Consider the following 21,870-nt stretch of genomic DNA (forward strand, 5'->3'; position numbering starts at 1 on the left):
GCGAAGCGTCATTGGCGTGCGGCTTGAGGCGCCGTTATCGGCGGCGTAGCCTTGATCTCATAAATGTTGGATGTCGCATTGAATGAAAGGTGAAGAAAGTGGAAGGTGTAGTGTTGAGCGAAAAGATGCAACGTGAAGCTGATCGGCTCCTGGCGCAGATTGTCCGGGCAGACTCGATGATCATCGCCGTGAAGGCGGGGGCTCGTGCGGATGGCTTCGTGCTTGGGCTGGAAACCAGCGAGGTTCTGCGTGCCGGCGATGCTGAAAGGCTGTACGTCATTTTTGAAGCGGCTTTGGTCGAGCGGCTGAAAACGCTTTCTCGCAGTTGAGCTGCAGAACATTTATCCGCTTGAACTAACGATTGACCGGTAAGTCAGGGTAGTTATCTGCCACTCTGATTTTGAGGTTATTAATGCGCAATTACACCATCGAGTACCTGTTCAACGGCGAGTCCCGTACGCATCAACTCGCGTTGCAGCAGTCGAAGCTCTCCATTCACGACGCTGCCATGCATCTGCTGGAACTGCATTTTGGGGATGCTGAGAACAGTCTGATCATGCCAACAGCTGACTCGACTGCTGAAGAGATACTGGAGCAGGCCAGTCTGGTGGGTATTAAGCAAATCGACGTGAAGGATGCAGGCGCTGACTGATTTCTTCTTCGCTCGCCCCCGGCCCCTGCGCGATGCCCAACCCTGCATTGACGATACTCACGTAGACACTCAGGCGAGTTGACACGCAGTCGTTCGGAAATCGGGACATCAGCATCCTTGAACCCCCAGTTGGTTCCAGTGGACAGGAGGGTATAACTGAGGCAGGCGGCGAAGGCGTCCCAGGCCATGGCCGCGCTGTTGAAGGAGATCGCTATTGGTTTGATTGCTACGAAAAAGCGAGTTTGCCTGTGAGTGGCGGCTAATGGCCGATCTGTGGCGTTCGTGGAGGGCAGAAAACGGCCAAAAGCAGTCATTGCGACGATGCCGTACGATACACGCCTGCCGTTAGATCATTAGGGCTTACCCATGCAATTTCATGGTTTCGAATTCGGGCATATTGAGGTTGAGATTCAAAACCGTGCGTATGACCTTCATAACTTCTACCACGCCAGCACCATTAATTACGACATCATGGATAGGTCGGCTGTACTCATCTTTACTCGACGGACTGAAGCCTGGGTGCCGACCGAAGAAGCACACAAGATTACTATCAGCTTCCATGAGGTCGATTACTTTTCATCAAGTGGGCGGAATGATTACCCAATCGATGGCGACGATAGTGTTATTCATTCGATCGGAGCCGTGGAGTCCAACGCAGAGACACAGGCCTTTTACCTGACAGATCACATCCAACCAGATCATCATCTTGTCATGTGCTTCGAGTCTGGTCTTACATTACGAATACAGGCCGCTGAAGCACGATGCAAAATCGATTTTTAAAAGGCAAAAATTTAGAAAAGGGGACAGAAAAGGGGACGGATTTATTTTCCAGAATGGGAAGTTCAGCTCGATCACCCGCTCTTGGGTCACGCTCTACCCATTTCCTCATACGAAGCATCGACGAACATGATGTGTTCATCGCAAGCCGCTTCAGTTACATCCCGGATTATTTCAGCAAGAGTATCAACATCCAACCCCTGAGCTTCGATGCAGGCCAGGCGTCCGGGTGACCAATCTATGACAGAGCACTGTGGATACTTCCCTAGCAGTGCGGACAGGGCCTTCTGAGGCGGCTCTTTGCAGGTGTACATGAAATCAAAGTACGGGGCGCTGGTGTCCTGAAGCGAGTACACCAGAGCCCAAGCATTTGATGGACCGGAAAAGTACATCGTGACGTAACGATGTGCCCATTCTGGCCCGCCATGTTTGATGAGGCGAAGTACTTCGACGATTGAATGACAATCGGGGATTCGGATCATGCGATCAGGGTCAAACGTTCGGCCAGGCACAGGTTGGGCTGCTACTTTACTGAGCAGAAATGCAGTCATTCTTGCTTTCTTATTCATCGTATTGTCTCGAGTTCGAATGTCCGCTTTTGGCCGAAAGCCGTCGGTCGCGAACGGCAGCAATCGGCCACAAGCTGACATTCTCACAGTATCTTGATAGACATCCTTGAGGCCTGAGAGGCTCTTTGAAATTGGGGACGACTCAATGCAACTCCACTCTAGGGCCGCGCTGTACTAGTCCTCTTAACTACCTGCCCAGAAGTCTGCTTGAGGTAAGGACTAAATAGTATTGCTGCCCTCAACGAATGTGCCGCCGACATGCAACTGCTCAAGTATTTTGAGAGCCAAGAGGCCATAGACTACTTCAGGCTTGGTGTCATTTCGGGCGTACCGGATGCGGGTAACGACATGTGAGGTGCCAAAGCGTCGATTCGCCTCCGATGTTCCTTCGAGTACGCTGGCAACGATAACAGCCTCAACTAATGGTTCGTGATTACATGCCCCCTGCGGCGGGAGACACTCACAGATCGGCTCATGCTGCTCACCAACTCCTAGGCGCAGTTGCAGGAGATTATGCCGAGGCTCAGTAATACGTGAAGCGGCAAGGTACTCTCCGTGGCGGACGAAATGCATGTGATGTGGCTCTGCTGTTTGGTTAAAGGGTGCACTCTTCGCGTCAGGAACTGCGTCCGCCCCCATTCATTGTTTGAGCGTCCCGAAGGAAAAGCGAGCACGAGAGGGCGGTCGCGTAAGTTGCCCGGCTTCTGTGCGGTACGCCCGTCGCGGTGTTCGCCACTGCGACGTGGGCGAATCATGTTTCGTCGCGGACCTGCATCAGCGCGAACCCCAGCAGATTCAGGCCTTGCCACAGGTTGGGGTTATTCGCGTTTACGTGATCCTGGGCGAGTCCGATGCCCCAGATGCTGTCAACCGGGCTAGCCTCAACGATGATGCGAGAACCAGTACCCTTGAGGAATGCGTTCAACTCCGGGTTTTGCGAGAACTTGGCCTGGTTGGCCCGGACGACAATTGCATACCTGTGTTGCAACCAATCGTGTTCGTTGAATCCACGCACGTTGCGGCCAAGCGCCTTGGCCGCGTTGGGCGTAGGCGCCGTTAGCACTTGAGCGCGAATGTCCTGATCGCCGAACAAGGCTGCTTTCTCTGCCATCATGAAATGTTCGGCAGTCGCGTAGCGTTGCCCGTCGACAACAAATTCGGCTTCGAACCACTGGCTGAAGCACGAAGCGCTGACTCCGTGCCTGCTTCGCTGGTGTCCCCAGAAAAAGACATAGTTCAGCTCCTCTCCAGCGTTGAAGCGGGAGCGGAGGTCTTCCAGATATTTGGAGTCGTGCAATTGGACTTCCTTCATGCTTTGTCAAAACCAAACAATGAACGCAGCCAGCCTGCCGACTTCCGTTCATAGAAGGGTGTGGTTTGCTTGAGCAAGTAATCGCTAAGGCCTGAATCTGCGTCATGAACGCGGTACAGGTCAACGGGTTCGCCATCCGGAGCCAAGTCCGCGGCAACGCTGCCCGCTTCGCGCATGACCTGTTCAAAATCGCCGTCCGCTTCGATCCCGATGATCAGATGAGGCTTTTGGTCAGACGAAGCGTCATGCATCAATGCCAGAAACGCGCGCTTCACATTGCGATGTCTGGCGAGTAGTTGCTTGAGCGAATTGACCATCTTCGAGGGATATTGCGACGGCTGTCCGAGCAGTACCTGAGTGTCCTTTTCGACCGTGCGCTGCACCGGTCCCTGGCCGATCTCATCGGAGAGCAGGTAGCGCACTTCCTCGGGGAAAAACTCTTTCCCGTAGGGAGACTTCGGATTGAGGAAAAGAGGAGTGCCCAGCGTGATTTCAAACAGCGATCTGGCCGGGATCTCTATATAGGACTCCTCGCTGTTTATGGATCTTCGTAGTGTATGCAACGAAGTGAAAAACGGGATGACCGCGGAGCCGTCGGGCTTTTGCCAGTGCGCAATGCTGATGTTGCTGCCTGCCTCAAGGTTGACTTGCCCTTCGCCAGTGCCGGCGGTGCCGAGGACGTAGATTTCCGAATTCAGCAGCGTCTTGAAAAAACCAGGTCGGTGGGCGTGTTCATCCGCCGCCAGTCTGAGTGACTTTTCGAGGGTGTTTTCTTGCTGGGTATCCATGATGTCCATCGGCCGTTCCATCAATGCAGGCAAAAAATGGGTGACAAAGAACGCGCAGTTTTTCACGCTGCTGTGAAAACAGGAAGAACTGAAGCCTGATAAATCTGCCGCATCAGGAAGGCAACACCGCGTGATGACGCCGAGCCGCGTGGAAAGAATGCTCTACCTCGCATTCAGTTCATATGCGCACCGTAGAAGTGGTTGAGCAGTATCAACTCAATCACAGCTACAAAAACGCACAGCACGAGAAAGCCAGGACTGAAGACGCGCTTGCGGCCGGATGAGCTTATATCCATCCAGTTAGCGCCGGAATCGCCGGAAGTCAGCAGCAGGAACATTACCCAGGCACAAGCCCAAACTTTGCCCCAGAAACCAGCATTTCTGAAAGATGTCATCCGTGTTTTTCCGTATGCCGCTTGATTCGGCAGATCTTTATTTGCTGGTTAAGCCAAGCGGAAGGGCATTTACGCCTTCCAGAGAACGCTTCTGTGCCAAACGAGACGGCCGATTGATTTCCTCAACCCCCAGAAACGACAAAGCCCTGAATAATCAGGGCTTTGTCGTATCAAATATGGCGGAGGCGATGGGATTCGAACTCATGGACCTGTTACAGTCGACGGTTTTCAAGACCGCTATGGGAAGCCGCTGAATACGCGGCCTCAGCCGCTTTTTCGTTCCAATACTTCTGTTTTGCAGCACCTCTACAGACCGCATTCTACAAGGGGCGACTTTCGGGTTATGGAACTCTTTTTCGGCCTATTTTGAGGGTTTCGCGATGGCACCAACGCGACGGTAAACCCGTTCGGTAATGTCGCCTTTCGTGTGCCCGAGCAGCAGGCTGGCGTCACCCACATCACTGATCTCCGATGCCGCCTTCGGTCGAATGTCCCGGAACTGGAATTCACCGATCCTCTTTGCCAGCAGCTCGTCTCCCTGCTCAAGAGCTTCCAGCTTTGCCTTCTCCCGCGCGGCATCCCATCGCTTCCTCAGCATCGTCGCCGTCATCCGTTTACCGCTCCGGTTGATGATCAGGTAGCTCGAAACGTGCGCAGCGTTCCGCTCTGTGATCGCAGCGATCAGAATGCCCAGGCTGTTCGCCTCTCCGGCGGTCGTCATCTGAATGCGCAGCTTCTTGTGCGTCTTGTTCTGCTGAACAGTCAGATATCCGCCTTCAACATCATCCTTCCTCATAACCAGCACGTCTGCCGGCCTTTGCCCGGTCAGATAGGCCAGGTCCATCGCTTCCTTAAGCTCCTGAGCTGCCTTCTTGTATACCGCCTCCCAAACGACATCATTGGCGTAGTAGTCCCTCGGCGTTTCCTTGTTCTTGCGCACCCCCTGGCAGGGGTTTTCCTTTGTTGTCAGGCCCCACTCCCGGGCAATGTTGAAAATATGGGAGAGGGTAGCGATCTCGCGGTTGGCCCGGACCTTTGCCGATCGCGCGTCTCGGTAGCCAGCAATCGTTGCTGGCGTGATCGAGTCGATTGGGGCGCTATCGAACATCGGCCGAAGCTGCTTGATCTCCGCCAGGTTGTCCTTCTGCGTGCGCGGTGCTTTCTTCGGCACCACATCGCGAATGTACCGATCGAAGATTCCCTTCATGGTGCGCAGGTCGAGCGGTTTTTCCTTGGCTTCGAGTTCGGCCCACTTCAGTCTGGCCTTATCGAGATCCTTGCCCAGGGGGATGTCATTGCCGAGCAGGTCGCGGTAGTAATATGCGGTCCACGTACTACCGTTTTTGCGCTTTCGGGATCGCTTGTACATTCGAGGGGGCAGGTGCTGGTGCTCGGTCTTGCGGGGGCGCATATCAATTCACTCGCGAATAATCAGGTGTCCATACCGGTGCGGCCGGCGGCGGGTTCGGATCGGCGATGGTGGGGCTGATCATGCCCAGCTTCATGCGGGCGTACATCCGCCCCACCAGCGGGCGCTTACCGCGACTTTCGACAAACACCCACTGGCGATCAATCAGCCAGCGGCGCTGGTATGCGCGGGCCTTGTAGCCGGTGAGTTCGGCCAGCTCCTCGTCAGAGAGGATTTCGGTTTCCATGAGGTATTGCTCCATGCCGCGCGTGGCGGCAGAAGGTGGTGGGTATTGAGTGGTCGCACCTGGTCTACAGTTGGTGGACGCGCTACTTGACGTGGAGAAAATGGATGTTCAGCAGGTATCCCGAACAGAAGCAGAGCCGAAGGGTGATGGGAGCTCTTGGTGCTGCATTCCTAGCGTTGGGCTTGTTTCTGATTGCCATCGACGGAGTGGGTGGCGTTCTTTTCACCGTTATAGGGAGCGGTCTATTGCTGTTGGTGTTTCTTGCGAATGAAAAAACGTATGCGAGAGCAATGCGTGTTCTAGGCTGGTTCGACGGACTTTCGTGAGTCGATTTCCTCCCGCTCTACACCTGCAAGCTGTTGAGTTGGGGGAGGGGTTACATCGAAAACAGGCCAGGCGGCGATTCGGGGAACCAGAACCCCGAGATCCGCCAGACCCTGCAGCGCGATCGCGCATTCATCGCCAAAGGCAAACATTGCACTACCAGCACCGGAGCGGCCCTTCTTGTGGCTGTTTTCATGGCCAGGCACGAAGGCAATTCGTCCTTTGATCAGTAGGGTCGCTGAAGCACTTGCCATCGCTTCCTGAAACCACTCGGCATCCGTACGGCTGAACACCAGCGCGATGCCGTCGCCATGAGCAATCAGCCGGCGCATCCAGAACCCAGTATCCGGACCGTAGGGCGGGTTCATCCATACTCGGCCTGTCCACGGTTTCGAGAGGCCGTCATCGAAGATGGTGTATTTCGTCTTCGCCGGTACCGCCGTCACAAAGTCGTGCGGGCTGGAAGGGTCGAGGTCAAACTGCAGCCCGAGTCTGTCGAATATCCAGGCCGGGGTGTACCACTCGACGCTCTTGTGCTTCGGCGGCGCCGCGCGGGCGCCGATCATTCCGGTCATCGCCACGGCCCCCTGTAGATCAGGTAGGCCATGTAGAGCGGGGCGGCTATCGGAATGAGAATGATCATGGCTGAACCCTCTTGAACTCGACGACCCAGACCCACGGGTTGGCATCCCAGTCGCCGCCGGTGGTGTTCCACAGATTGCCGAAAGCGTTCCGGGCGGAACCCAGGCACTGTTCGTGACTGATCGTCTCGGCCCACATCCAGCCTTCTCGCTGCGGGTGATGTTCTGTAGGCGCTGGACAGTCGCCGACCTCACTCCATCCTTTGCCACCATGGCCACACTTTCGGCCGTAGTCGGTGAAGAAGCAGCCTTCTGCCTGGGCCTGTTCCTCGCTGATGTCCTGCAACCGCTCGACGCGCACGTCAGTGATCTCCAGCAGGATGCGGCTGGCCCAGCGCGGCATGTGGATGGAGGGCACAGCTTTTTGGCCGCGCGCTTTATCAACCCTGCGTGGGTTGCCGCTCACGCTGTATCTGGCACCTGGCGCCCGGGTACTTTGAATCCACCAATAACCGAGCTCCGGCGTTCTCGGGACATCGTGGCGGAAGGTGCCTGGCTGAGTAGGATCCTCTGGACTGAGCAATTTGCTGTAAATGCCGCTCTCGCGAACCCACAGCCGGTCGCCGGGCTTGCCGTATGGGCAGCGGATAATTGGGCCGCCGACGTTCCAGCAGACGCTGTTCAGTGGTGATTCGTCGGCGGCGGTTGTCACTGCGAAGCAGGTCGACAATCCTTTGACCGGTCGGCGCGTGACCGTCTTCCTGCCATCCAGAATGGCGCGCACCATCGGGGCCGAGAACAGGATCGGCCGTTCCTTGACGTTGCTCATGCGGACTCCTTGGCTGGCGGCCATTTCGCGTATTCATTTGGCGGAAGCTGATCAGTTACGTCATGACTGGCCCAAGCCAGAAACTTCTCCTTGGTCACCTTCGGGTAGTGCTTGCCGAACCCAACCGAAGGGCCGTCGTACTGAACCTCACACGAACCGACCCAAGTGATGGTTCGGTCGTTGATCGATGGGTTCCAGGTATCACCGGCCTTGGCTGGCTTCTTTGCTCGGTAGGTGCGGCCTACCTGGAGTTTGAGTTTTTCTTCAGGCATGACTTCGTCCTTGCCGCTATAGCGGCTGAATGGAAGAGGGGAATGGCAAAGTGCCTCGATAGAGAGTCTTTGCAAAATTCGTTACAACTGGAATTTGATCTTATTTGGTGACCGGGAGAGAGTCGTGCCGCACAACTTGGATAGGCCGGTCACACATAAATATCGCGGCCATCAGCTTTTTTTGAAGTTCGATTGGGAAAAGCCAAATGACGCGGCGCCGTCTGCGGCGCATGTTTTAGAGAAAAGCGAGATTCCAGGCCTCGCCAATACAGTCGCTGATATCATTGGGCCTTGGCCGGACTATCGAAGCGCTCTTGCGGAAGCAATCTCGGCTGGGGAGCGCTGGATCGATAGTCAATCCCCGTGAGTTCGGGGAGTAGATCCGTATCCAATATTTAGGATCGATGCCACACTGAATCTACAGGAATAGAGGCCCGTACTTCCGAGCCAGTCCTATCCCAGAAGTGCATTCGAAATGCTACCCATTGATGATTTTCGATTCACCGCTCACCAACACCTGCTCGATCTCGACGCGACCACGAATCATCTAATGATGTTGGTAGTCGCCAAAGAGGTTTCCGGAATCCGCTGGGACGATGCAGTGTTGCGCCAGAAACTAGCCTTCGAAGCATGGACATCCATCCTCCCGGGTGTCCATACAGATCCGATGCCTGCGCTTGATGGGCGCCCACCTGAAGAGCCACTCACTTCCTAATACCGCGGCAACGCGGGATTTTGTGGAAGCGCAGATCGGCAGACGAACCGAGGGCGATCATGGCGTCACCTCGCATGCTTCTGCTCTTGCGGCGGCGACCTCGTCGATGAGCGATTGCGGGAGTCGCGCGGCGAACTTTCCTTCCGACCACGACAGCGGTTGAGACTGGCGAATCATCTCGTTCAGCAGCTCGAACGCCGCAAGCAGCTGGTCATCGTTGATCTCGCCGTCTTCCGGCAGGTCGTCGCAGAAATGGTCCGCCGGGTCGATTTCACTCGGATAGTTCGGCTCACAGATGCAGAGCTGCAGGTCGGCCAGGTCGATGTCGCTGTCGACCAGGTAGTCGCGCAGATCGTCTTCATCGAAGAAGTACCGGTTACCATCAAAGATAACCAGCGGCTCGCCGGCCCAGTCCTTGATCGGCATAGCCGCAAATTTTGCTTGGAGCCGGGCGTGCCGGCATTCATTGCAGGAACTGCTCACCTCATAGATCGGATGTTCAGGATTCACGTCGCAGCGGCGATGAGTGGCGCCGCAGTAGCGGGCAAGGTTTTCGTCGGCGCCGAAAAAGCGACCGTCAGCGGAAACCCAACCGGTTACCGTTTTGAGGCTGGCCGCTTCCGGAGCGTCGAACATGATAATTGGCTTTTGTGCAGGCATGACTTCGTCCTTGCCGCTATAGCGGCTGACTTTGAAGGGGGAGGGGTTAATGGGGTTGTATCTAAATTTTTAATGACATTTTCTGGTGTTTAGCTGACGCTTCGTCGGCAGAAACGCTGAACATCTACTAGGGAAGCCAATATGGATATTACTGCGGCTTATCGACTGTGTCTCAGAACGCAAGCTTTAAAGAGAGGTTTGCGTTCTGTCCAAGAATGCCTTGCAAAACAGGCAGAAGATGGTTGGCGGGTTGAGGAAGCCGCTATAGACGTCTTTCAAAAAATTGAGGGTTATAGAGTTAGTACTCCTGATGTCATAGCTTTTTTTCCAAAAAATTTGAGTATTCCGATAACGCATTCAGGCCTCAGTAGAATGCGTGATGATTTTCTTTCGGTAGACATTGTTGTTCCGCCCTATTACCAGATGGGTATGCTAAGCGAACTATCATTCGCAGTTCACTGCGCTCCCACGATGGAGGAGAAGCTTAAAATCGCAGATACTGGCTTGATCGGCATGTTTGATTGTGAGTCGTTGGCAGCGCTTGTTGAGGGTGTATATCGTAAGAAAAGGACAATGCGGAAGTATGCCGATCAAATAAGCGAGTCAATAAAGGCATATTTTTTAGGGCTTTATGGAGTAGCGATCACCGGTCTAATTCCCTGTGTAGAGGGCATAATTAGGACGATGGGTAACGATATTGGCCTACCAGTTGGCGAAAAAGTGGATGCTCGCTCCCTACTCAGGGTTTTCAAGAAACTGAAGCAGCAAGAAGTTGATAGTGCTCTAGACGGCTATGGTTGGTACCCTGAACAGATGAGTGTAGCGTTTTTTGAGCGATTTCATGAGCGTATTCAAATGCTCGGTAATGTTGTTGTATTCATCGAAACTGCTCTCTATCAACATACGTCTTTATATACTCGTGAAACTCTCCTAAACAGGCATGGGATTTCACATGGACTGTTCGAAGGCTACGCATCAGCAGCGAACTTCCTTCGGCTGATCAATCTTATTAACGCGTTGTCCGCCGCAGCTATATTGGTTGAAGGGCTCGGTAGTTTTTTTCATCCGCCAGTGACTGATGAATCTAAAAAACTTGCATGGAATTACCGACGTTGTTGGCTTTTGAAATCTTCTGTGAGCTGATCTATATCCTAAGCCTTGTATGATCACCGGGCAGTGGATGGCGTCGAAAACTAGTTTTAACCGGCCTTAAGCATGTGTTTCGTGCTGCGCACGAGGATCAACAAACGGTCATCCTCTTCTAGTGCTTGCGGGGTGCAAAGCAGAGCGGCACGATGGTTCTGGTAGTTTCCAATCGGAGAAGCGAAATGAAATGCCAGTCAGAGAAGTGCGGAAAAGATTTCAAGGCAGAACCACACGATGACCCATCCATTGGCGGATTAGCCGTCGTTTGTCCGATGTGCGGCGCGAAACACGTTGCAGTAGAAGACATAAGCCTGCCAGGCGGCCCGCTTCAGCAGCGGTTTAGGTTGTGCACAAACACTGCGAAGACCGGAGGTTTCGATCATGACAACGGATAAGCGCACGAGCATTTATTGAAGGCGGTTTAGGCTGTTGGGGAAAGGGCGAGAGTGTCCTCGCCGCCGCGCGCAATGCCGGCGTGCAGATCCACCCTGCGCCCTGCGAGCATTCCCGCGATTTGCGCATTCAGGTCGATATCGACGTCGCGCGCTTTGCGGGCTTTGCCCACGCCTTTGGTTGCGAGGTACTCAGTGATCAGCGCCTTGTCTTGCGCTTCGACTACGATGATGTCGCGGCTGTGGCTTGCTGACGGGATATCGTCTTCGCCTTTTGGGACAAGGGCGATCAGCTTCCCGTAGACCTCGTGGACCCATGCCAGGGCGAAGTGGTCGCCTGCAGTTTCGGCTGAGTACGAGCTGCGGTGCACACCCGCACGCACCGCTGCGACGTATTCCTTGCGGGCAAATTTGAGCTTTATCAGAAGCGCCTCGAACGCATACAGCGCAATGTGCTGAGCAGGTGTCACCCCCACGAAAGAAGTGCGGGCGATGACTCGATCTTTTTCACTGCAGTACTGCCGACAGTACAAAGAGGTGCACCCGAAAACGTTGGCAACCGCTCCGGCCAGGCTACGCTCCCACACGGCTAGGCGTTCGGCCCGAGTGAATTGCGACTCGACTTCGCCGACATCGCTCAACTTCACATCCATTTCAGTCAGCCGGTACTCGCGCATCAGTGCCTGTGCCTGACGCAACGCCGTAGCGGCCTCGTTCTCGTTGGCGCTCTGGGCCAGTGCCAAGCAGTGCTTGATCTTTCGGATCGCGCGCTCGAGTTTCTTTTCGTCGATCTGTTGTGCGGACATAGGGGATCCTCGCCGGCTGGCGTGAAGTGTTGAAGTGATGGAAGATCTAAAGCCTTGAGAGCATTCAGAGGAAGAAAGGCATGACCCAGAGCCAAAAGCGTGCGAAGGACCGGTTTTTATCGTTTTTATTGTTGTCAGTATTTTCTGTTGTGCTGGCAGTCATTGTGGCGGTTGGAGCGTACAGATACACGTTCGGCGGAACTCTGGCGGTAACATCCGTAGAGTGGTCAAACTTCGGGGGATACATCGGTGGGCTCGTTGGCCCGCTCGTGTCGTTTGTAACGCTTCTGGCCGTACTGAAAACTGTGTATATGCAGAGAGAGCTTTTGGATGTGCAGAAGCACGAATTCAATCAGCTCCTTGAATTCCAGCGCCTTGAATCACTCAAGCAAGACGAACAGCTGTTGCTTGCAAAATCCGAGGCCAACAGAGCCAAGGTTCATGCCTACCAAACAAGCCTCCTAAATGTTCTAGAAAGCTTCAGTAATGAATGTAGGCTTGAATCTAATGAGATGTTTGCAGCTGCTGATAAAGTTTCCTCAGATCCCTTGGATGTGATTTTAGGTAATAAGGCAGTGGAGAAATATAAAAGACGCGGTAACGAAGCGAGAAGAAAGGTTGCGGACTTTAAGATCCTAGCTTTTGAGTTATCTGTTGCAGAGTTTTCAGAAGTAAGCGAAGTAAGGGAGAAGTTCGCTCCTAGGTTACTGGAAATAATTAATCGTGCAGAAGATCCACAATAGTTTCAGTTAGGTGCCTCGATTTCATCTTCTGACTCTGGCGGATCTTCAGCGAGCGACTTCCTTCCGGCCGCTTCGATCTGTCGCGACACCTTTTCAGTAACAACAAAAGGTGTCGTGACACACTTCAGCATCTTGGCCTGGGTCTCAAAGTCGGCCGCGATCAGATTGCGCAGCAGGTTCTGATACACCTCCTGCTGGTTGTTGAAGCCGTGGGCGGCCATGACTCGCTTGAGGTCTGGCTTGAACACGCCGGCGACTTCAATCGTAAACTTCTCGACGCCCAATGCAGCGTCCTTCGCTGCTGCCTTCTCGCGCTTCCTGCGCTGCTTGATGGCTTCCGCTGTCGGCTGGGGTTCTTCCACCGTCAGTTCCTGTTCTTCGGCCATGGCCTACCTCTTCAATTCCGCTGGCCGGCAAGTCCGGCCATGTCTGTCGTCGGCGCTGGCGACCTGGTTGCTGATGAGCCTCGTGCAGCGACTATATCGCACAAATTTTTAGATCCATTGTGTGCCTCAATGCGGGCGTCGCCTTGCGGAGCTAAATGCGGTGCGAAAACTTCAGTGATGGCAATTTGCGATTGGAAAATTAGCGCACTGTCATTATGATTGCCGCGCTCATCTCAAGGACGCCGCGTAATGTACCTGCTACTAATCGCTCTAATAGTGTTTCAGATATTTACAACCTCAATCGCTCTATATTTATATGGGTTAACGCGAAAAAAGGGCAGTGATAAGATTGAGCCATATAGCCAATTTTCGATAGGCGCGTGTGCACTCGGTTTTGCTGTTACGATTTTGTTTCTGTTTTATGTTTTTGTTAGCGAGGAGTTTGAGATTTCTAAGAACTTGGGGCAGGTGGGTGACTTTGTTGGAGGGCTGACTAATCCTGTTCTAAGTTTTATTGCTTTGATAGTGCTTTTAAGGACAACTCTGATACAGACGATTGAAACTAGGAAGACTTCCGCGATTATGCTGGAACAGCAAAAGCTTTTTGAGCAGGAGCGATTTGAGTCTAGTTTTTACCAATTGCTTGAACGGTACGAGACTGCTGCTGAGAGGCATTGGCGGCAAACTAATCATGGTGAAAAGTACACGAGGGGGATAAGTAAAGTTCTTGAGCTAAAATCACGTAAAGAGGAAATCGATGCATTTCCAATCAAAGTCAGACTAAAAGAGATTGAAGCGGAGGTAAGGAAATGTCTTGATAATGATAAAGATAAGAAAGCGATTTTAAAGGCTTTCAAGGTGTTTAGCTTTTTGCATGGTTCTAATTTGTCGACAAAAAGAAAAAAATATTATTTTTCTATATTTACTGATGCTATGGAACCGTGTGAGCTGGTTATGTTTTTAAGTATGACATTCATTACCAAAAGCAGTCGTAGAAAGTTGAAAGTTTATGCTCCTTCAGCGAATTTGAAGCACCAATTTTTCGTATCTGAATCTGTTTGTAACTACTTTAGTCGTAGGTGATTCGGTAAGACCATCTCATCGCCCGGATCGCGCTTCAGTTCGGCCAAACATTCACTCTGAAATATCCGCGCCACGCTCTCACGTATCTGAGTTTTGTTGCGCGGACTGGCAATCGCATTATATGAAAGAGTTGGTCCGAGAGCATGCGCATTCAGGATCAAGTCATGCATCGCCTCGTTGATTTCCGTAATGTCGTTCCAGGCCAGCGCGATGCCTTCTTTCTCGCAAATCTCGCCCCGGTTCAGCATCTTGGCCATTTCACGGATTCGCGCGGCCCGCTCAGTTGTTTCATTTCTCACCTCCGGACGCTGGAAGCTTGGCGGATGCTTCCGCTCGGAGGTGCTGGTTAACTTGATCGCCGCCGTTTCTGGCACGTCGATCTACCCGCCGGCGGCCAAGTACTGTGCAATCAGAGTGGAAAGATCGTTGGCATTCTGACGCCTCCGCTCGACGTAGTTGAGGTGGTTGCTGATCATGCCGCCACCCTGACCAACTTCACTCCGGCCATGCTGAACTTGGCGCCTTGGGCGGCGACCATTGCGTCGAGCATCTCCCAGTCCACGGTCAGAACCGAGATTGGAGCATGACCACCTGCGACGGCATGGATCAGCGCTTCCAGATCGAACACCTCAGCTTGCAGGCTAACCGGCACCGCGGTTGTGGTCGCTGGCTTCGATGCAGACTGAACCGGCGCCGCAGCTTTTACCGGTGCCGGGCTGTTGACTGGTGCAGGCTCAATCGGCGCGCTGGCTTTCGCCTCGTCCGCGATGCGCTGCAGCTCCTGCTGACGGATCTGTTCGCGCTGCGCTTCGACTTTCTGCTCCTCCGCCTTCTGGTGTTCCGAGATCCGCACCTTGATCAGCGCGACTAGATCGTCGTGTGCTTTCATCACCAGCTGTTGAACGTCGTTGAACAGGAACATGTAGTCGGCTGCGAGCTCGTCCAGGGTAGCCAAGTTGCTCCGAATGCTGTCGCCGACCTGGCTGGCGGCAATCTTTGCCCGAGCCAGCTCGGAATCGGCAGAGTCGCGTAGGCTGCTGATCGTCTTTTTGCCTTTGATGGCTCCGGCGAAATCTGCTGGCACCGCCGGCATGCGCGCTTTACCGCCCAGTGAAGCGTTGATCTGGTCGATGTGGACCTGTAGCGCCTTGGCTGCATCCATGACGATGTCTTCACGGATGCTGAGCTTGCGGGCCTTTACCAAGCTGTTCAGTTCTAGGCGCTTGCGCCGTGCCTCAGCCGCGATGTCATCAATGGTCTTGAACAGAGCGTCGATGCTTTCAGTTTGGCTCAGCGCGTGCTGCTTGGCGGCTTCCAGGCGCTCCTCGACATCGCCGCACCACTTGACTGTTTTTTCGGCGTCAGCGAAGTGCTGATCGGTTTCCAGCTCGATGTTGATTGAGTTGAAGACAGCCAGCGAGTGCGCTTTGAACTGCTCCAGGTTGCTGGCGGTAACCATGCCGGTCACTTCGATCCGCAGAGCTGGCAGTGATTCCGGCGTTTTGCCGACGGCTTCCGGCACCACCTCGGCGGGGGTGAAGTCCAGCAGGTCAGCTTGGAACTGTTTCCAGCCCGCGACGAGCGTCGCGGCCCGGCCCGGCACCGGCGCGTATTCCATCGACACGAAGTTTTCCTCGGTGCCGTCGGAGCAGACGAAAATTACTTTGTCTGCGCCGCTGACCAGCAGCTGCTGTTCGAGCTGCCAGTAGTAGTGCGGATCAAGGTTGCCGGCGCGAACGTCGGCAGCAAGTTGCTCGTTCCACATTTTGTGTTCGAACAGCACGTCACCGAGGATTGTGCAGCCATCGAGGGATGCGAGCAGATCACCTTCGGTGCCGACGACGGGAAACAGGTCCTCGCCAATTCGCCCCTCAAGAATTGGCCGAGCGAGCGCCTCCGCTTCGTGCCCTTTGTCGAACAGATTTTTCTGCACCCACCACGACACGTCCCGATCAAGACCGGTCTTCTTCGCGTGCAGCAGTTCAGTGCGCTTCATCTGCTTCGAGGCGCCCATCATTGCCGGCGCTTCTGAAGCAGTGAAGTAGTTGGCGCGGAGTGCATGCCAGGCTTCGGAACCCTGAGCGACATTGTGGATTTTCATTCGTGGTCTCCTTCAATCGGCGCGAGCGCTTTGATCTTGGCGATCTGCTCGTCGCTCAGGGTGAATTTGCTGCTGACGGTTGCAATCAGGTGATCAGGGGCGGAGCGTCCGGCATCGACCGCGGTTTGCCATTTGGGAAGGTTTTCCGCGAGCTTCTCGTCGGGGTAGGGTGGAAGTTCAACTGGTGCCGAGCCCCGCGCCGGCGATACGTCGCGAATGGTTGGTGCGGTTTCTTCGAGTTCATCCGGGCTGTACACGCCGAGGATCACGTCCGGGCAATAGAGGCGCGACCAGCGCTTGGTGGCGAGATACGCCAACTGCTGGCGTGGATCATCCGCCCAGAGCGTGCTGTTCCGGGTTCGGGCCTGAGCCAGCAGCAGCTCAAGGATCCGCGGCTCTTCTTCGCCGCGAAAGGTCGCCCAGACCTTCACGCCCAGACCTTGCTCGTCCTCAAGCTTCCATCCTGGCTGACGGTATTGTTTTCCTTCGCTATTGGTCTTGATGTCGAATTGGCCAATCACCTTTTTCCAAGCTCCGAACCACTCGTAGTGCAGACGATCCACCACCGGTGCGCAGGTAGTGATCACCGCGTTTACCAACTGCGCTTCGTAGCCCAGCACGCCGTTCACCAAGTGCGTTTTCTGTGCCACGGCGAACGGGTTCATCTTCCACTGCATCGACTGCATGACGACCGCCAGACAATCCGCTGGGTTGCCGTTGAAGTGCTTCGGCAGCGTGGCGCGGCCGGTGGCCATGACTTCGGCCAGGCGCATCATCTTGTCCAGGCTGTCGCCGTCCAGCACCAAAGCGCTGGTGCTGGTTGCTGCATGCGGAAGGACGTGGAGGTTTCGGTCGTGCGCCACCGGCGCAACGCTTTGAGCGGACATGACTGTTCCTTGCCGCGCTGTGCGCAGCGATTGAATGCTTTGTTTATTGAGTGATGCGATCGGCGAGGGCGCTGAGCAGCATCAGGAAGGTGAAAACGCCGAGTGAGGAGAACGCACCGCGCCAGATGATCAGGCGGCGCGCCCATTGGCGACCGGTCACGGGCGAACCTTTACTGCAATTCGCCCGCCCTTCATTGAAGGAGCGAGGCGCTGAGGCAGATTGGCGACCAGATCCTCGCGCTTGCGACCGATGACCTCGTTAAAGGGAAGGCCGAAGCCGAGCAGGGCGATCTTGTGTTCGATGTCCTCGAGCTGCTCGTCAATCAGCGATTTAACCGGTGCCGTACTCATGCGTCCTCCTTGCGCCGCTGACAGGTATCACGCAGGCGTTTGCAATAGTGGTTGAACTCGTCGATGGTGATGGCGCCGTCGGTGAAGAGGCGGGTGATCAGGCCCTGAACCAGCAGGCTGATGTCTTCTTCGCCGGCGGGCGCCGACACACCTTCTAGGGCTTGGTCGATAAGGATGTGAGGGCTCAAAACCCACACTCCCGCTCTACGCGATCGCTTTCGCGCTTGGCATCGCGGTACTCGTTTGCGTGCACCGCGACCAGGTCGCCGGCGAGCGTTCGAACAATCTGCGGATCACCGCCGACGGCTTCGATGGCCCACTTGTGCAGTACACCGCCATCCCCGCGACAGATCAGTTCGATCAGGATCTTCTCGATGTACCGATCGGGATCAGGGTTCGCGGCCATGTGATCAGCCAGCGCCTCCGGTAAGTGGTCAGCGTTCACCAGGACCTTGCTTCGCCCAACAGGGTTGGGCGCCTCGACGTGGCGCCGATAAAGCAAATCGTCGACCGACTCGGTCAGCCATACCTGACCTGCCTCCGTGTCGAGAAAGTCGTCTTCCGGGATGGTCTTGCGTAGAGCTGACATGGTCGTCTCCAGAGTGGCGGGGTGTTGATCCAACAAAACTCGGATGCACTCATCCGCTCCGCTGGTTGCCGTTGGGCGCGGAGGGGAGTGCATACGGGTGGTGTCGAAAGGTGTAGGGAGGGATAACGGTGTAGCGGTTTAGTGGGGCCGGCGGTGGAGTCTTAGTCCTAGCCGCCGGCAACGAGCATGGTTACTCTACGATGCAAATCCAGCGGTGATCTTGCCGGTATGGCGCGCGAGTGAAGTGAACATCTGAAACCAGATTCATGCCTCGCTCTTGGAGCACTTCGGTCAGTTGTACGAGTGTCTCTGCTTGGATAGTCATTGCTGTCACCTCGTCAGATTTTCTGCGTTCATAATTCTTGACCGGGCGGGCAACTGGCTAATTCAATTTTTCTACTCGGTCCATTTGTTCAATCCACACCGCAGAGCGCTCCCTGACTGTCCCCTTCATTCAAGATTCAGGGCAAGGAGGGCTCTGCGCTGTGGACTGATGCCGCCTCAGAAAAGCGGCATCAATAAATGCATGGGTGTTGCTCGCGCCTCCTACCGGGTCATTCGCCAGTTCGGTCAACACCTCGTCCGCCGTCGCAGTTCTGCGCGTTGGTAGCCTTTCGGGGCTATCGGATCGCCGGTCGCCGGTAGTGGCAGCGCGATTTTGTTCACCTGACTTCATCTCGCCCCACAGGTGTGGCCGGGGCTGACCTCCCAGCGTGAGCCGGGTAATCGTTTATGGCGCGGGTTGTTAAAGAACGGCGCGGCTTTCGCTGCTAGGCCGTTATTGCTTTGGCTTGCGAATAAAAGTAGCAGTGCTGCTATTTAAAGTAAATAGCGCTGCTAATAAATAATTCTTCGTACACGAACGAGCCCGCGTTTGGCGTATGTCATAGGGGGGAGGGGCGCAGCTAAACACTTTATTGCACCGTCAGTCGCCGCCATCGAACCGCTACGTAACGTGCGGCCTCTACCGACTCAAATCGCATTAGGTGAATAGCCATGAGAGTCGAAGAGAAACAAAAAGCACTGTCTGCGTGGCGCAAGCTGCTGGAGGAGCCCGAAATCAGAATGGACGCCGAAGAGCAGTACGATGAGTTGCTCAAAATGGCAGACGCGATGGAGCAGGAAGGATTGATTACTGCCGGCGAGTGGCGCCAGTTGGTCAGAGAGGCTGGCACGAGGTTCGCTCAAGCAACTGAAGGGCTCGGAGGCGGAACGTAGGAGGGGAGATACTGGAAGCCCGGCACTGGGGCCGGGCTCCAAGGTCAACATTCGGCTGAGATAACTTCAGGCCGCCATGTCGCCGTTAGCTAGGCTTTTTTTCAGCGAAGTTTTCATCACTTCCATTTGCTCACCCATTTCATCGAGTTTCGCCTTGCCCAGCAGCTTCTTGGCCTTCGGAAACATTTCGGTTTCCTCTTCCTCGATGTGATGCTCGAGCAACTCCTTCACCACCTTTACCCGGCCGGCAAACTCGGGTGTGGAAGGGTCAGTGCCTTTCAGATCTGGCAGTACCAGGGAATCCACTGTGCGATGCTCTTCCTTCGCCTCGTAGTACATCTCGTCCTGCTCCTTACCACCGGCCTCTTTGAATGCGGGGTAGAGGATCTGCTCTTCCAGCTGGGTGTGGATGGTGATTTCCATCTCCAGCTTATCGAGCAGCTCGACGCGTTTTTTCAGAGCGCGGTCAGTGGATTCGCTCAGCTGGCTCAGGATGCCCTTTACTTTTTCGTGGTCGGCTTTGAGAAGGTCAATAGCGTTCATTTTTGTATGCCTCATCTATCACAGGTTAGCGTCAGCAGCTCTCCGGCTGCGGTTCACGTTCTCCCAGTAGTAAGGGCATCTTCTGTGCCAACTGCCCGAAAGTAAAAGACTCAACGATTTCAAGCATTTCGCAGGGCTGATGGCGAGGTGAGGGCATGCACTCTGCACGGATACCGATTTATCCGCCTTGCAGAAGACGGTTATCGCGCGCAAAAAAAAAGCCCGCCAAGGGGAGGCGGGCTATGAAGTTCATGAGGAGTAGTGAGCATAGTCGACGTGAAGCTATTTGCATGCGATGCATAGACTGCCGCACCGTTCTCCCTTCTCCCAAAAAGGGTATCGCCGACGGTGATGGTTCGCGGGGGGCGTAGAGGAGGCGACAATCTTTCACGCGCACTCGGTCGAAGGGCTTCAGGGATGCAATTAGGAGGGAAGGGCGGAACGGAAAAGCCCGGCGCTGGGCTGGGCTTCTCGCTTATTTGGGCTGTTCGGATGATTTGCTTTCAAGCTTTATGCGCATTTCTGTCACTGACTTCGATATGTCTTTCACGTCATCAGCTATACCCTTCACATCCTCTCGGATGTAGCTGCTGAAGCGAGCGTTCTCCTCCTTTTGCGCCGACAAGCCCCACTGAACCGTGCTGAGAAAAATAGCTAACACGGCTATTGCTGTACCGATTGCCCACCACTTGGCGTTCGATAAAGCGTTAACCGTCTGTTGATTAGATGTTTTGAGATCGGAAATAGCTGTCGCAATGTCAGAAACTTTTCTGTCGAGCCGTTCCTCGATTAGCTGCAGCTTTGCATCGATCTCTTCTCGGGTGATATTGGTCATAGCTGCAGTATTAGGCGTTTTTGCATGATTGTCACCCCTCACGAATTTAGGCCGCGGCAGGTGGCCCTCATTGAAAATTCCCTTTTCAAACTGACTCATTCTCAGCCTCTTCGTGAGATGGTTTATCAAGCCACTCTCTAACCTTGTCAGCGCGGTGTGTTCGCATTAGCCCGCAATTCAGGCATTCAATCTCTAGGTTCAGCACGGAAACGCCATTTCGCGAGAGGCCTGACAATCTCAAAAGGCATTCGTCGTCATTGCCTTTTGCAGTAGGTATCTCCCATTGAGATGCACCACAAGCTGAGCACACCGCACCCTTGCAGACAGTTTCAAAAAAAGTCACTGCTTCGTCAAAAGCGATGGTTAATGGTGCTGCAGCAGTACTAACGACAGCTGGCTTGTTTACATCGTTGCTCACTTAGTGATTCTCCATTGGTCAATAGTCCGATTGCGAGCATTGAAGTAGCTGCGTCAGCGCGAGTACATCGCCCACCAGAACACATGTCCCAGAATCGAGATCTGCTGCTCCTGGATCTGCTGGAACGTGTAGTCCTCATCCGGATGCTCGTCACGGTTGAAGCTGCGAAGGCGCAACCCGGTAGGGATCCGATAAACCTGCTTCACACGAAGCTGGCCGTTGTGGTTGATCGCGTACATCTCGCCGTCGACGATATCGCTCAGTGAGTTTTTCCCCACGTTCACGCCAACTGTGGCGCCGTCGCGCAGCACGGGCACCATGCTGTTGCCGCCAACCTTCACGCACTTCGCGTTGCTGAATTGAACGCCGTTGTGGCGCAGGTCCTTTTTGTTGAAACGCAGGCGCGAGTTGGCGTTTTCTTCGATCGCGAACCTGCCCGATCCGGCCGCCAGCTCGACTTCGTGAAGGAAGGGGACGTAGACCTCGTCTTCATCGAGAGGGGTTTCATCGTCCCAGGTCTCGATGGTGCCAAGTTTCACGCTGGGCTGGATGCGCTCTTGCTGTACGTTGGCGACGGTGGAGACCAGTCGAGAACTGACCTCGCTCGCATCGAAATTCAAAGCCTTCGCGAGTTTCAGCAGCGCTTCTACGTTTAGCGGCACCTTGCCGGTTGCGTATTGACTAAAAGCACTTTGGCCAGACCACCCACAAGCCTCGGCAACATCCGCCTGCGTCAGGCTACGACCGGCCGCTTTTGCAGCTGATTTCCGCTGTTCGTAGATGGCCTTGAGCCTAGCGCTCTCGGCGACTTCTTCGGGGGTGAGGGGGCGACGTATTTTCATA

At 54.6% G+C, this 21,870-nt stretch carries 31 protein-coding genes and 1 pseudogene; 9 read left to right on the forward strand and 23 right to left on the reverse strand.

Annotated features, from left to right (window positions below):
- Positions 1-98 precede the first annotated feature (98 nt).
- Positions 99-329 carry a hypothetical protein gene (locus AC3WMV_RS20560; protein WP_096796848.1) on the forward strand — a complete coding sequence of 77 codons (231 nt, stop codon included), beginning with the start codon at positions 99-101 and terminating at the stop codon, positions 327-329.
- 83 nt (positions 330-412) lie between these two features.
- Positions 413-652, forward strand: a complete 240-nt coding sequence (locus tag AC3WMV_RS20565) for a hypothetical protein (protein WP_103367568.1) — start codon at positions 413-415, stop codon at positions 650-652.
- Position 653: 1 nt separating this feature from the next.
- Here the strand turns inward: AC3WMV_RS20565 and AC3WMV_RS20570 are convergent.
- Positions 654-816: pseudogene (locus AC3WMV_RS20570) on the reverse strand (LysR family transcriptional regulator); the annotation flags it as partial.
- A 202-nt stretch (positions 817-1,018) separates the two neighbouring features.
- On the opposite strand from AC3WMV_RS20570, the gene AC3WMV_RS20575 reads away from it, so the two are divergent.
- Positions 1,019-1,432, forward strand: a complete 414-nt coding sequence (locus AC3WMV_RS20575; protein WP_027613844.1) for a hypothetical protein — start codon at positions 1,019-1,021, stop codon at positions 1,430-1,432.
- Between the two features lie 86 nt (positions 1,433-1,518).
- On the opposite strand, the gene AC3WMV_RS20580 is transcribed toward AC3WMV_RS20575, so the two are convergent.
- The 4 genes from AC3WMV_RS20580 to AC3WMV_RS20595 all read right to left on the reverse strand — a co-directional run bounded on the left by AC3WMV_RS20580 (position 1,519) and on the right by AC3WMV_RS20595 (position 4,493).
- Positions 1,519-1,998, reverse strand: a complete 480-nt coding sequence (locus AC3WMV_RS20580) for a hypothetical protein (protein WP_167797073.1) — start codon at positions 1,996-1,998, stop codon at positions 1,519-1,521.
- 751 nt (positions 1,999-2,749) lie between these two features.
- Positions 2,750-3,295, reverse strand: a complete 546-nt coding sequence (ybiA, locus tag AC3WMV_RS20585) for a riboflavin biosynthesis intermediates N-glycosidase (protein WP_103367567.1) — start codon at positions 3,293-3,295, stop codon at positions 2,750-2,752.
- An 11-nt stretch (positions 3,296-3,306) separates the two neighbouring features.
- A complete protein-coding gene (gene sseB, locus AC3WMV_RS20590; protein ID WP_103367566.1) occupies positions 3,307-4,107 on the reverse strand; it encodes an enhanced serine sensitivity protein SseB in 801 nt (266 codons plus the stop codon).
- Positions 4,108-4,271: 164 nt separating this feature from the next.
- On the reverse strand, positions 4,272-4,493 hold the full coding sequence (locus AC3WMV_RS20595; RefSeq protein WP_103367565.1) for a hypothetical protein: 222 nt from the start codon (positions 4,491-4,493) through the stop codon (positions 4,272-4,274).
- A 2-nt stretch (positions 4,494-4,495) separates the two neighbouring features.
- On the opposite strand from AC3WMV_RS20595, the gene AC3WMV_RS20600 reads away from it, so the two are divergent.
- A complete protein-coding gene (locus tag AC3WMV_RS20600) occupies positions 4,496-4,747 on the forward strand; it encodes a hypothetical protein (RefSeq protein WP_158248887.1) in 252 nt (83 codons plus the stop codon).
- Positions 4,748-4,854: 107 nt separating this feature from the next.
- On the opposite strand, the gene AC3WMV_RS20605 is transcribed toward AC3WMV_RS20600, so the two are convergent.
- The 5 genes from AC3WMV_RS20605 to AC3WMV_RS20625 all read right to left on the reverse strand — a co-directional run bounded on the left by AC3WMV_RS20605 (position 4,855) and on the right by AC3WMV_RS20625 (position 8,154).
- Complete coding sequence (locus AC3WMV_RS20605) at positions 4,855-5,904, reverse strand: tyrosine-type recombinase/integrase (protein WP_103367564.1); 1,050 nt, start codon at positions 5,902-5,904, stop codon at positions 4,855-4,857.
- Between the two features lies 1 nt (position 5,905).
- Positions 5,906-6,148, reverse strand: coding sequence for a DUF4224 domain-containing protein (locus AC3WMV_RS20610; RefSeq protein ID WP_095135434.1), 243 nt, complete (start codon positions 6,146-6,148; stop codon positions 5,906-5,908).
- A gap of 299 nt (positions 6,149-6,447) precedes the next feature.
- Positions 6,448-7,047 (reverse strand): DNA N-6-adenine-methyltransferase, encoded by a 600-nt coding sequence (locus AC3WMV_RS20615; protein ID WP_158248886.1) that lies wholly within the window; start codon positions 7,045-7,047, stop codon positions 6,448-6,450.
- A gap of 64 nt (positions 7,048-7,111) precedes the next feature.
- A complete protein-coding gene (locus AC3WMV_RS20620; protein ID WP_103367562.1) occupies positions 7,112-7,882 on the reverse strand; it encodes a hypothetical protein in 771 nt (256 codons plus the stop codon).
- A complete protein-coding gene (locus tag AC3WMV_RS20625) occupies positions 7,879-8,154 on the reverse strand; it encodes a hypothetical protein (protein WP_103367561.1) in 276 nt (91 codons plus the stop codon). The genes AC3WMV_RS20620 and AC3WMV_RS20625 overlap by 4 nt, the downstream gene beginning before the upstream one ends.
- Positions 8,155-8,278: 124 nt before the next feature.
- On the opposite strand from AC3WMV_RS20625, the gene AC3WMV_RS20630 reads away from it, so the two are divergent.
- The gene (locus AC3WMV_RS20630) at positions 8,279-8,521 is read left to right on the forward strand and encodes a hypothetical protein (protein WP_103367560.1); all 243 of its coding nucleotides are present in this window, start codon (positions 8,279-8,281) and stop codon (positions 8,519-8,521) included.
- Positions 8,522-8,926: 405 nt separating this feature from the next.
- Here AC3WMV_RS20630 and AC3WMV_RS20635 read toward each other — a convergent pair whose 3' ends face one another.
- The gene (locus AC3WMV_RS20635) at positions 8,927-9,529 is read right to left on the reverse strand and encodes a hypothetical protein (protein ID WP_103367558.1); all 603 of its coding nucleotides are present in this window, start codon (positions 9,527-9,529) and stop codon (positions 8,927-8,929) included.
- 141 nt (positions 9,530-9,670) lie between these two features.
- Here AC3WMV_RS20635 and AC3WMV_RS20640 point away from each other — a divergent pair, with 141 nt between their 5' ends.
- A complete protein-coding gene (locus tag AC3WMV_RS20640; protein WP_103367557.1) occupies positions 9,671-10,672 on the forward strand; it encodes a hypothetical protein in 1,002 nt (333 codons plus the stop codon).
- Between the two features lie 424 nt (positions 10,673-11,096).
- Here AC3WMV_RS20640 and AC3WMV_RS20645 read toward each other — a convergent pair whose 3' ends face one another.
- Positions 11,097-11,873, reverse strand: a complete 777-nt coding sequence (locus tag AC3WMV_RS20645) for a DUF2786 domain-containing protein (RefSeq protein ID WP_103367556.1) — start codon at positions 11,871-11,873, stop codon at positions 11,097-11,099.
- Positions 11,874-11,953: 80 nt separating this feature from the next.
- Here AC3WMV_RS20645 and AC3WMV_RS20650 point away from each other — a divergent pair, with 80 nt between their 5' ends.
- Entirely contained in the window at positions 11,954-12,616 is a 663-nt protein-coding gene (locus tag AC3WMV_RS20650; protein ID WP_103367555.1) for a hypothetical protein, read from the forward strand.
- 2 nt (positions 12,617-12,618) lie between these two features.
- On the opposite strand, the gene AC3WMV_RS20655 is transcribed toward AC3WMV_RS20650, so the two are convergent.
- Positions 12,619-13,002 (reverse strand): hypothetical protein, encoded by a 384-nt coding sequence (locus AC3WMV_RS20655; protein WP_103367554.1) that lies wholly within the window; start codon positions 13,000-13,002, stop codon positions 12,619-12,621.
- A 249-nt stretch (positions 13,003-13,251) separates the two neighbouring features.
- Between AC3WMV_RS20655 and AC3WMV_RS20660 the strand changes: the two genes are divergently transcribed.
- Positions 13,252-14,085 carry a hypothetical protein gene (locus tag AC3WMV_RS20660; RefSeq protein ID WP_103367553.1) on the forward strand — a complete coding sequence of 278 codons (834 nt, stop codon included), beginning with the start codon at positions 13,252-13,254 and terminating at the stop codon, positions 14,083-14,085.
- Here AC3WMV_RS20660 and AC3WMV_RS20665 read toward each other — a convergent pair.
- From AC3WMV_RS20665 to AC3WMV_RS20690, 6 genes are all read right to left on the reverse strand, one after another.
- A complete protein-coding gene (locus AC3WMV_RS20665; RefSeq protein ID WP_146038489.1) occupies positions 14,067-14,459 on the reverse strand; it encodes a hypothetical protein in 393 nt (130 codons plus the stop codon). The two genes, AC3WMV_RS20660 and AC3WMV_RS20665, sit on opposite strands and share 19 nt — an antisense overlap.
- 98 nt (positions 14,460-14,557) lie before the next feature.
- A complete protein-coding gene (locus AC3WMV_RS20670) occupies positions 14,558-16,186 on the reverse strand; it encodes a YqaJ viral recombinase family protein (protein WP_103367551.1) in 1,629 nt (542 codons plus the stop codon).
- Positions 16,183-17,073, reverse strand: coding sequence for a RecT family recombinase (locus tag AC3WMV_RS20675; protein WP_103367550.1), 891 nt, complete (start codon positions 17,071-17,073; stop codon positions 16,183-16,185). The genes AC3WMV_RS20670 and AC3WMV_RS20675 overlap by 4 nt, the downstream gene beginning before the upstream one ends.
- Positions 17,074-17,229: 156 nt before the next feature.
- Positions 17,230-17,424 (reverse strand): hypothetical protein, encoded by a 195-nt coding sequence (locus AC3WMV_RS20680; RefSeq protein WP_103367549.1) that lies wholly within the window; start codon positions 17,422-17,424, stop codon positions 17,230-17,232.
- Positions 17,421-17,612 (reverse strand): hypothetical protein, encoded by a 192-nt coding sequence (locus tag AC3WMV_RS20685; protein ID WP_103367548.1) that lies wholly within the window; start codon positions 17,610-17,612, stop codon positions 17,421-17,423. The genes AC3WMV_RS20680 and AC3WMV_RS20685 overlap by 4 nt, the downstream gene beginning before the upstream one ends.
- Positions 17,609-18,013: a hypothetical protein gene (locus AC3WMV_RS20690; RefSeq protein ID WP_103367547.1), complete on the reverse strand. Its 405-nt coding sequence runs from the start codon at positions 18,011-18,013 to the stop codon at positions 17,609-17,611. Before AC3WMV_RS20690 ends, AC3WMV_RS20685 begins: the two co-directional genes overlap by 4 nt.
- A 996-nt stretch (positions 18,014-19,009) precedes the next feature.
- Between AC3WMV_RS20690 and AC3WMV_RS20695 the strand changes: the two genes are divergently transcribed.
- Positions 19,010-19,231 (forward strand): hypothetical protein, encoded by a 222-nt coding sequence (locus AC3WMV_RS20695; protein WP_103367546.1) that lies wholly within the window; start codon positions 19,010-19,012, stop codon positions 19,229-19,231.
- Positions 19,232-19,297: 66 nt separating this feature from the next.
- On the opposite strand, the gene AC3WMV_RS20700 is transcribed toward AC3WMV_RS20695, so the two are convergent.
- The 4 genes from AC3WMV_RS20700 to AC3WMV_RS20715 form a co-directional block, all read right to left on the reverse strand.
- Positions 19,298-19,774 carry a PA2171 family ribosome-binding persister protein gene (locus tag AC3WMV_RS20700; protein ID WP_103367545.1) on the reverse strand — a complete coding sequence of 159 codons (477 nt, stop codon included), beginning with the start codon at positions 19,772-19,774 and terminating at the stop codon, positions 19,298-19,300.
- A gap of 475 nt (positions 19,775-20,249) precedes the next feature.
- A complete protein-coding gene (locus tag AC3WMV_RS20705) occupies positions 20,250-20,708 on the reverse strand; it encodes a hypothetical protein (protein WP_103367544.1) in 459 nt (152 codons plus the stop codon).
- Complete coding sequence (locus AC3WMV_RS20710) at positions 20,695-21,027, reverse strand: hypothetical protein (RefSeq protein ID WP_146038488.1); 333 nt, start codon at positions 21,025-21,027, stop codon at positions 20,695-20,697. The genes AC3WMV_RS20705 and AC3WMV_RS20710 overlap by 14 nt, the downstream gene beginning before the upstream one ends.
- Positions 21,028-21,080: 53 nt before the next feature.
- The gene (locus AC3WMV_RS20715; RefSeq protein WP_103367612.1) at positions 21,081-21,869 is read right to left on the reverse strand and encodes a LexA family transcriptional regulator; all 789 of its coding nucleotides are present in this window, start codon (positions 21,867-21,869) and stop codon (positions 21,081-21,083) included.
- Position 21,870: the final 1 nt, after the last annotated feature.

This window comes from Pseudomonas sp. FW305-3-2-15-E-TSA4, from assembly GCF_058787295.1.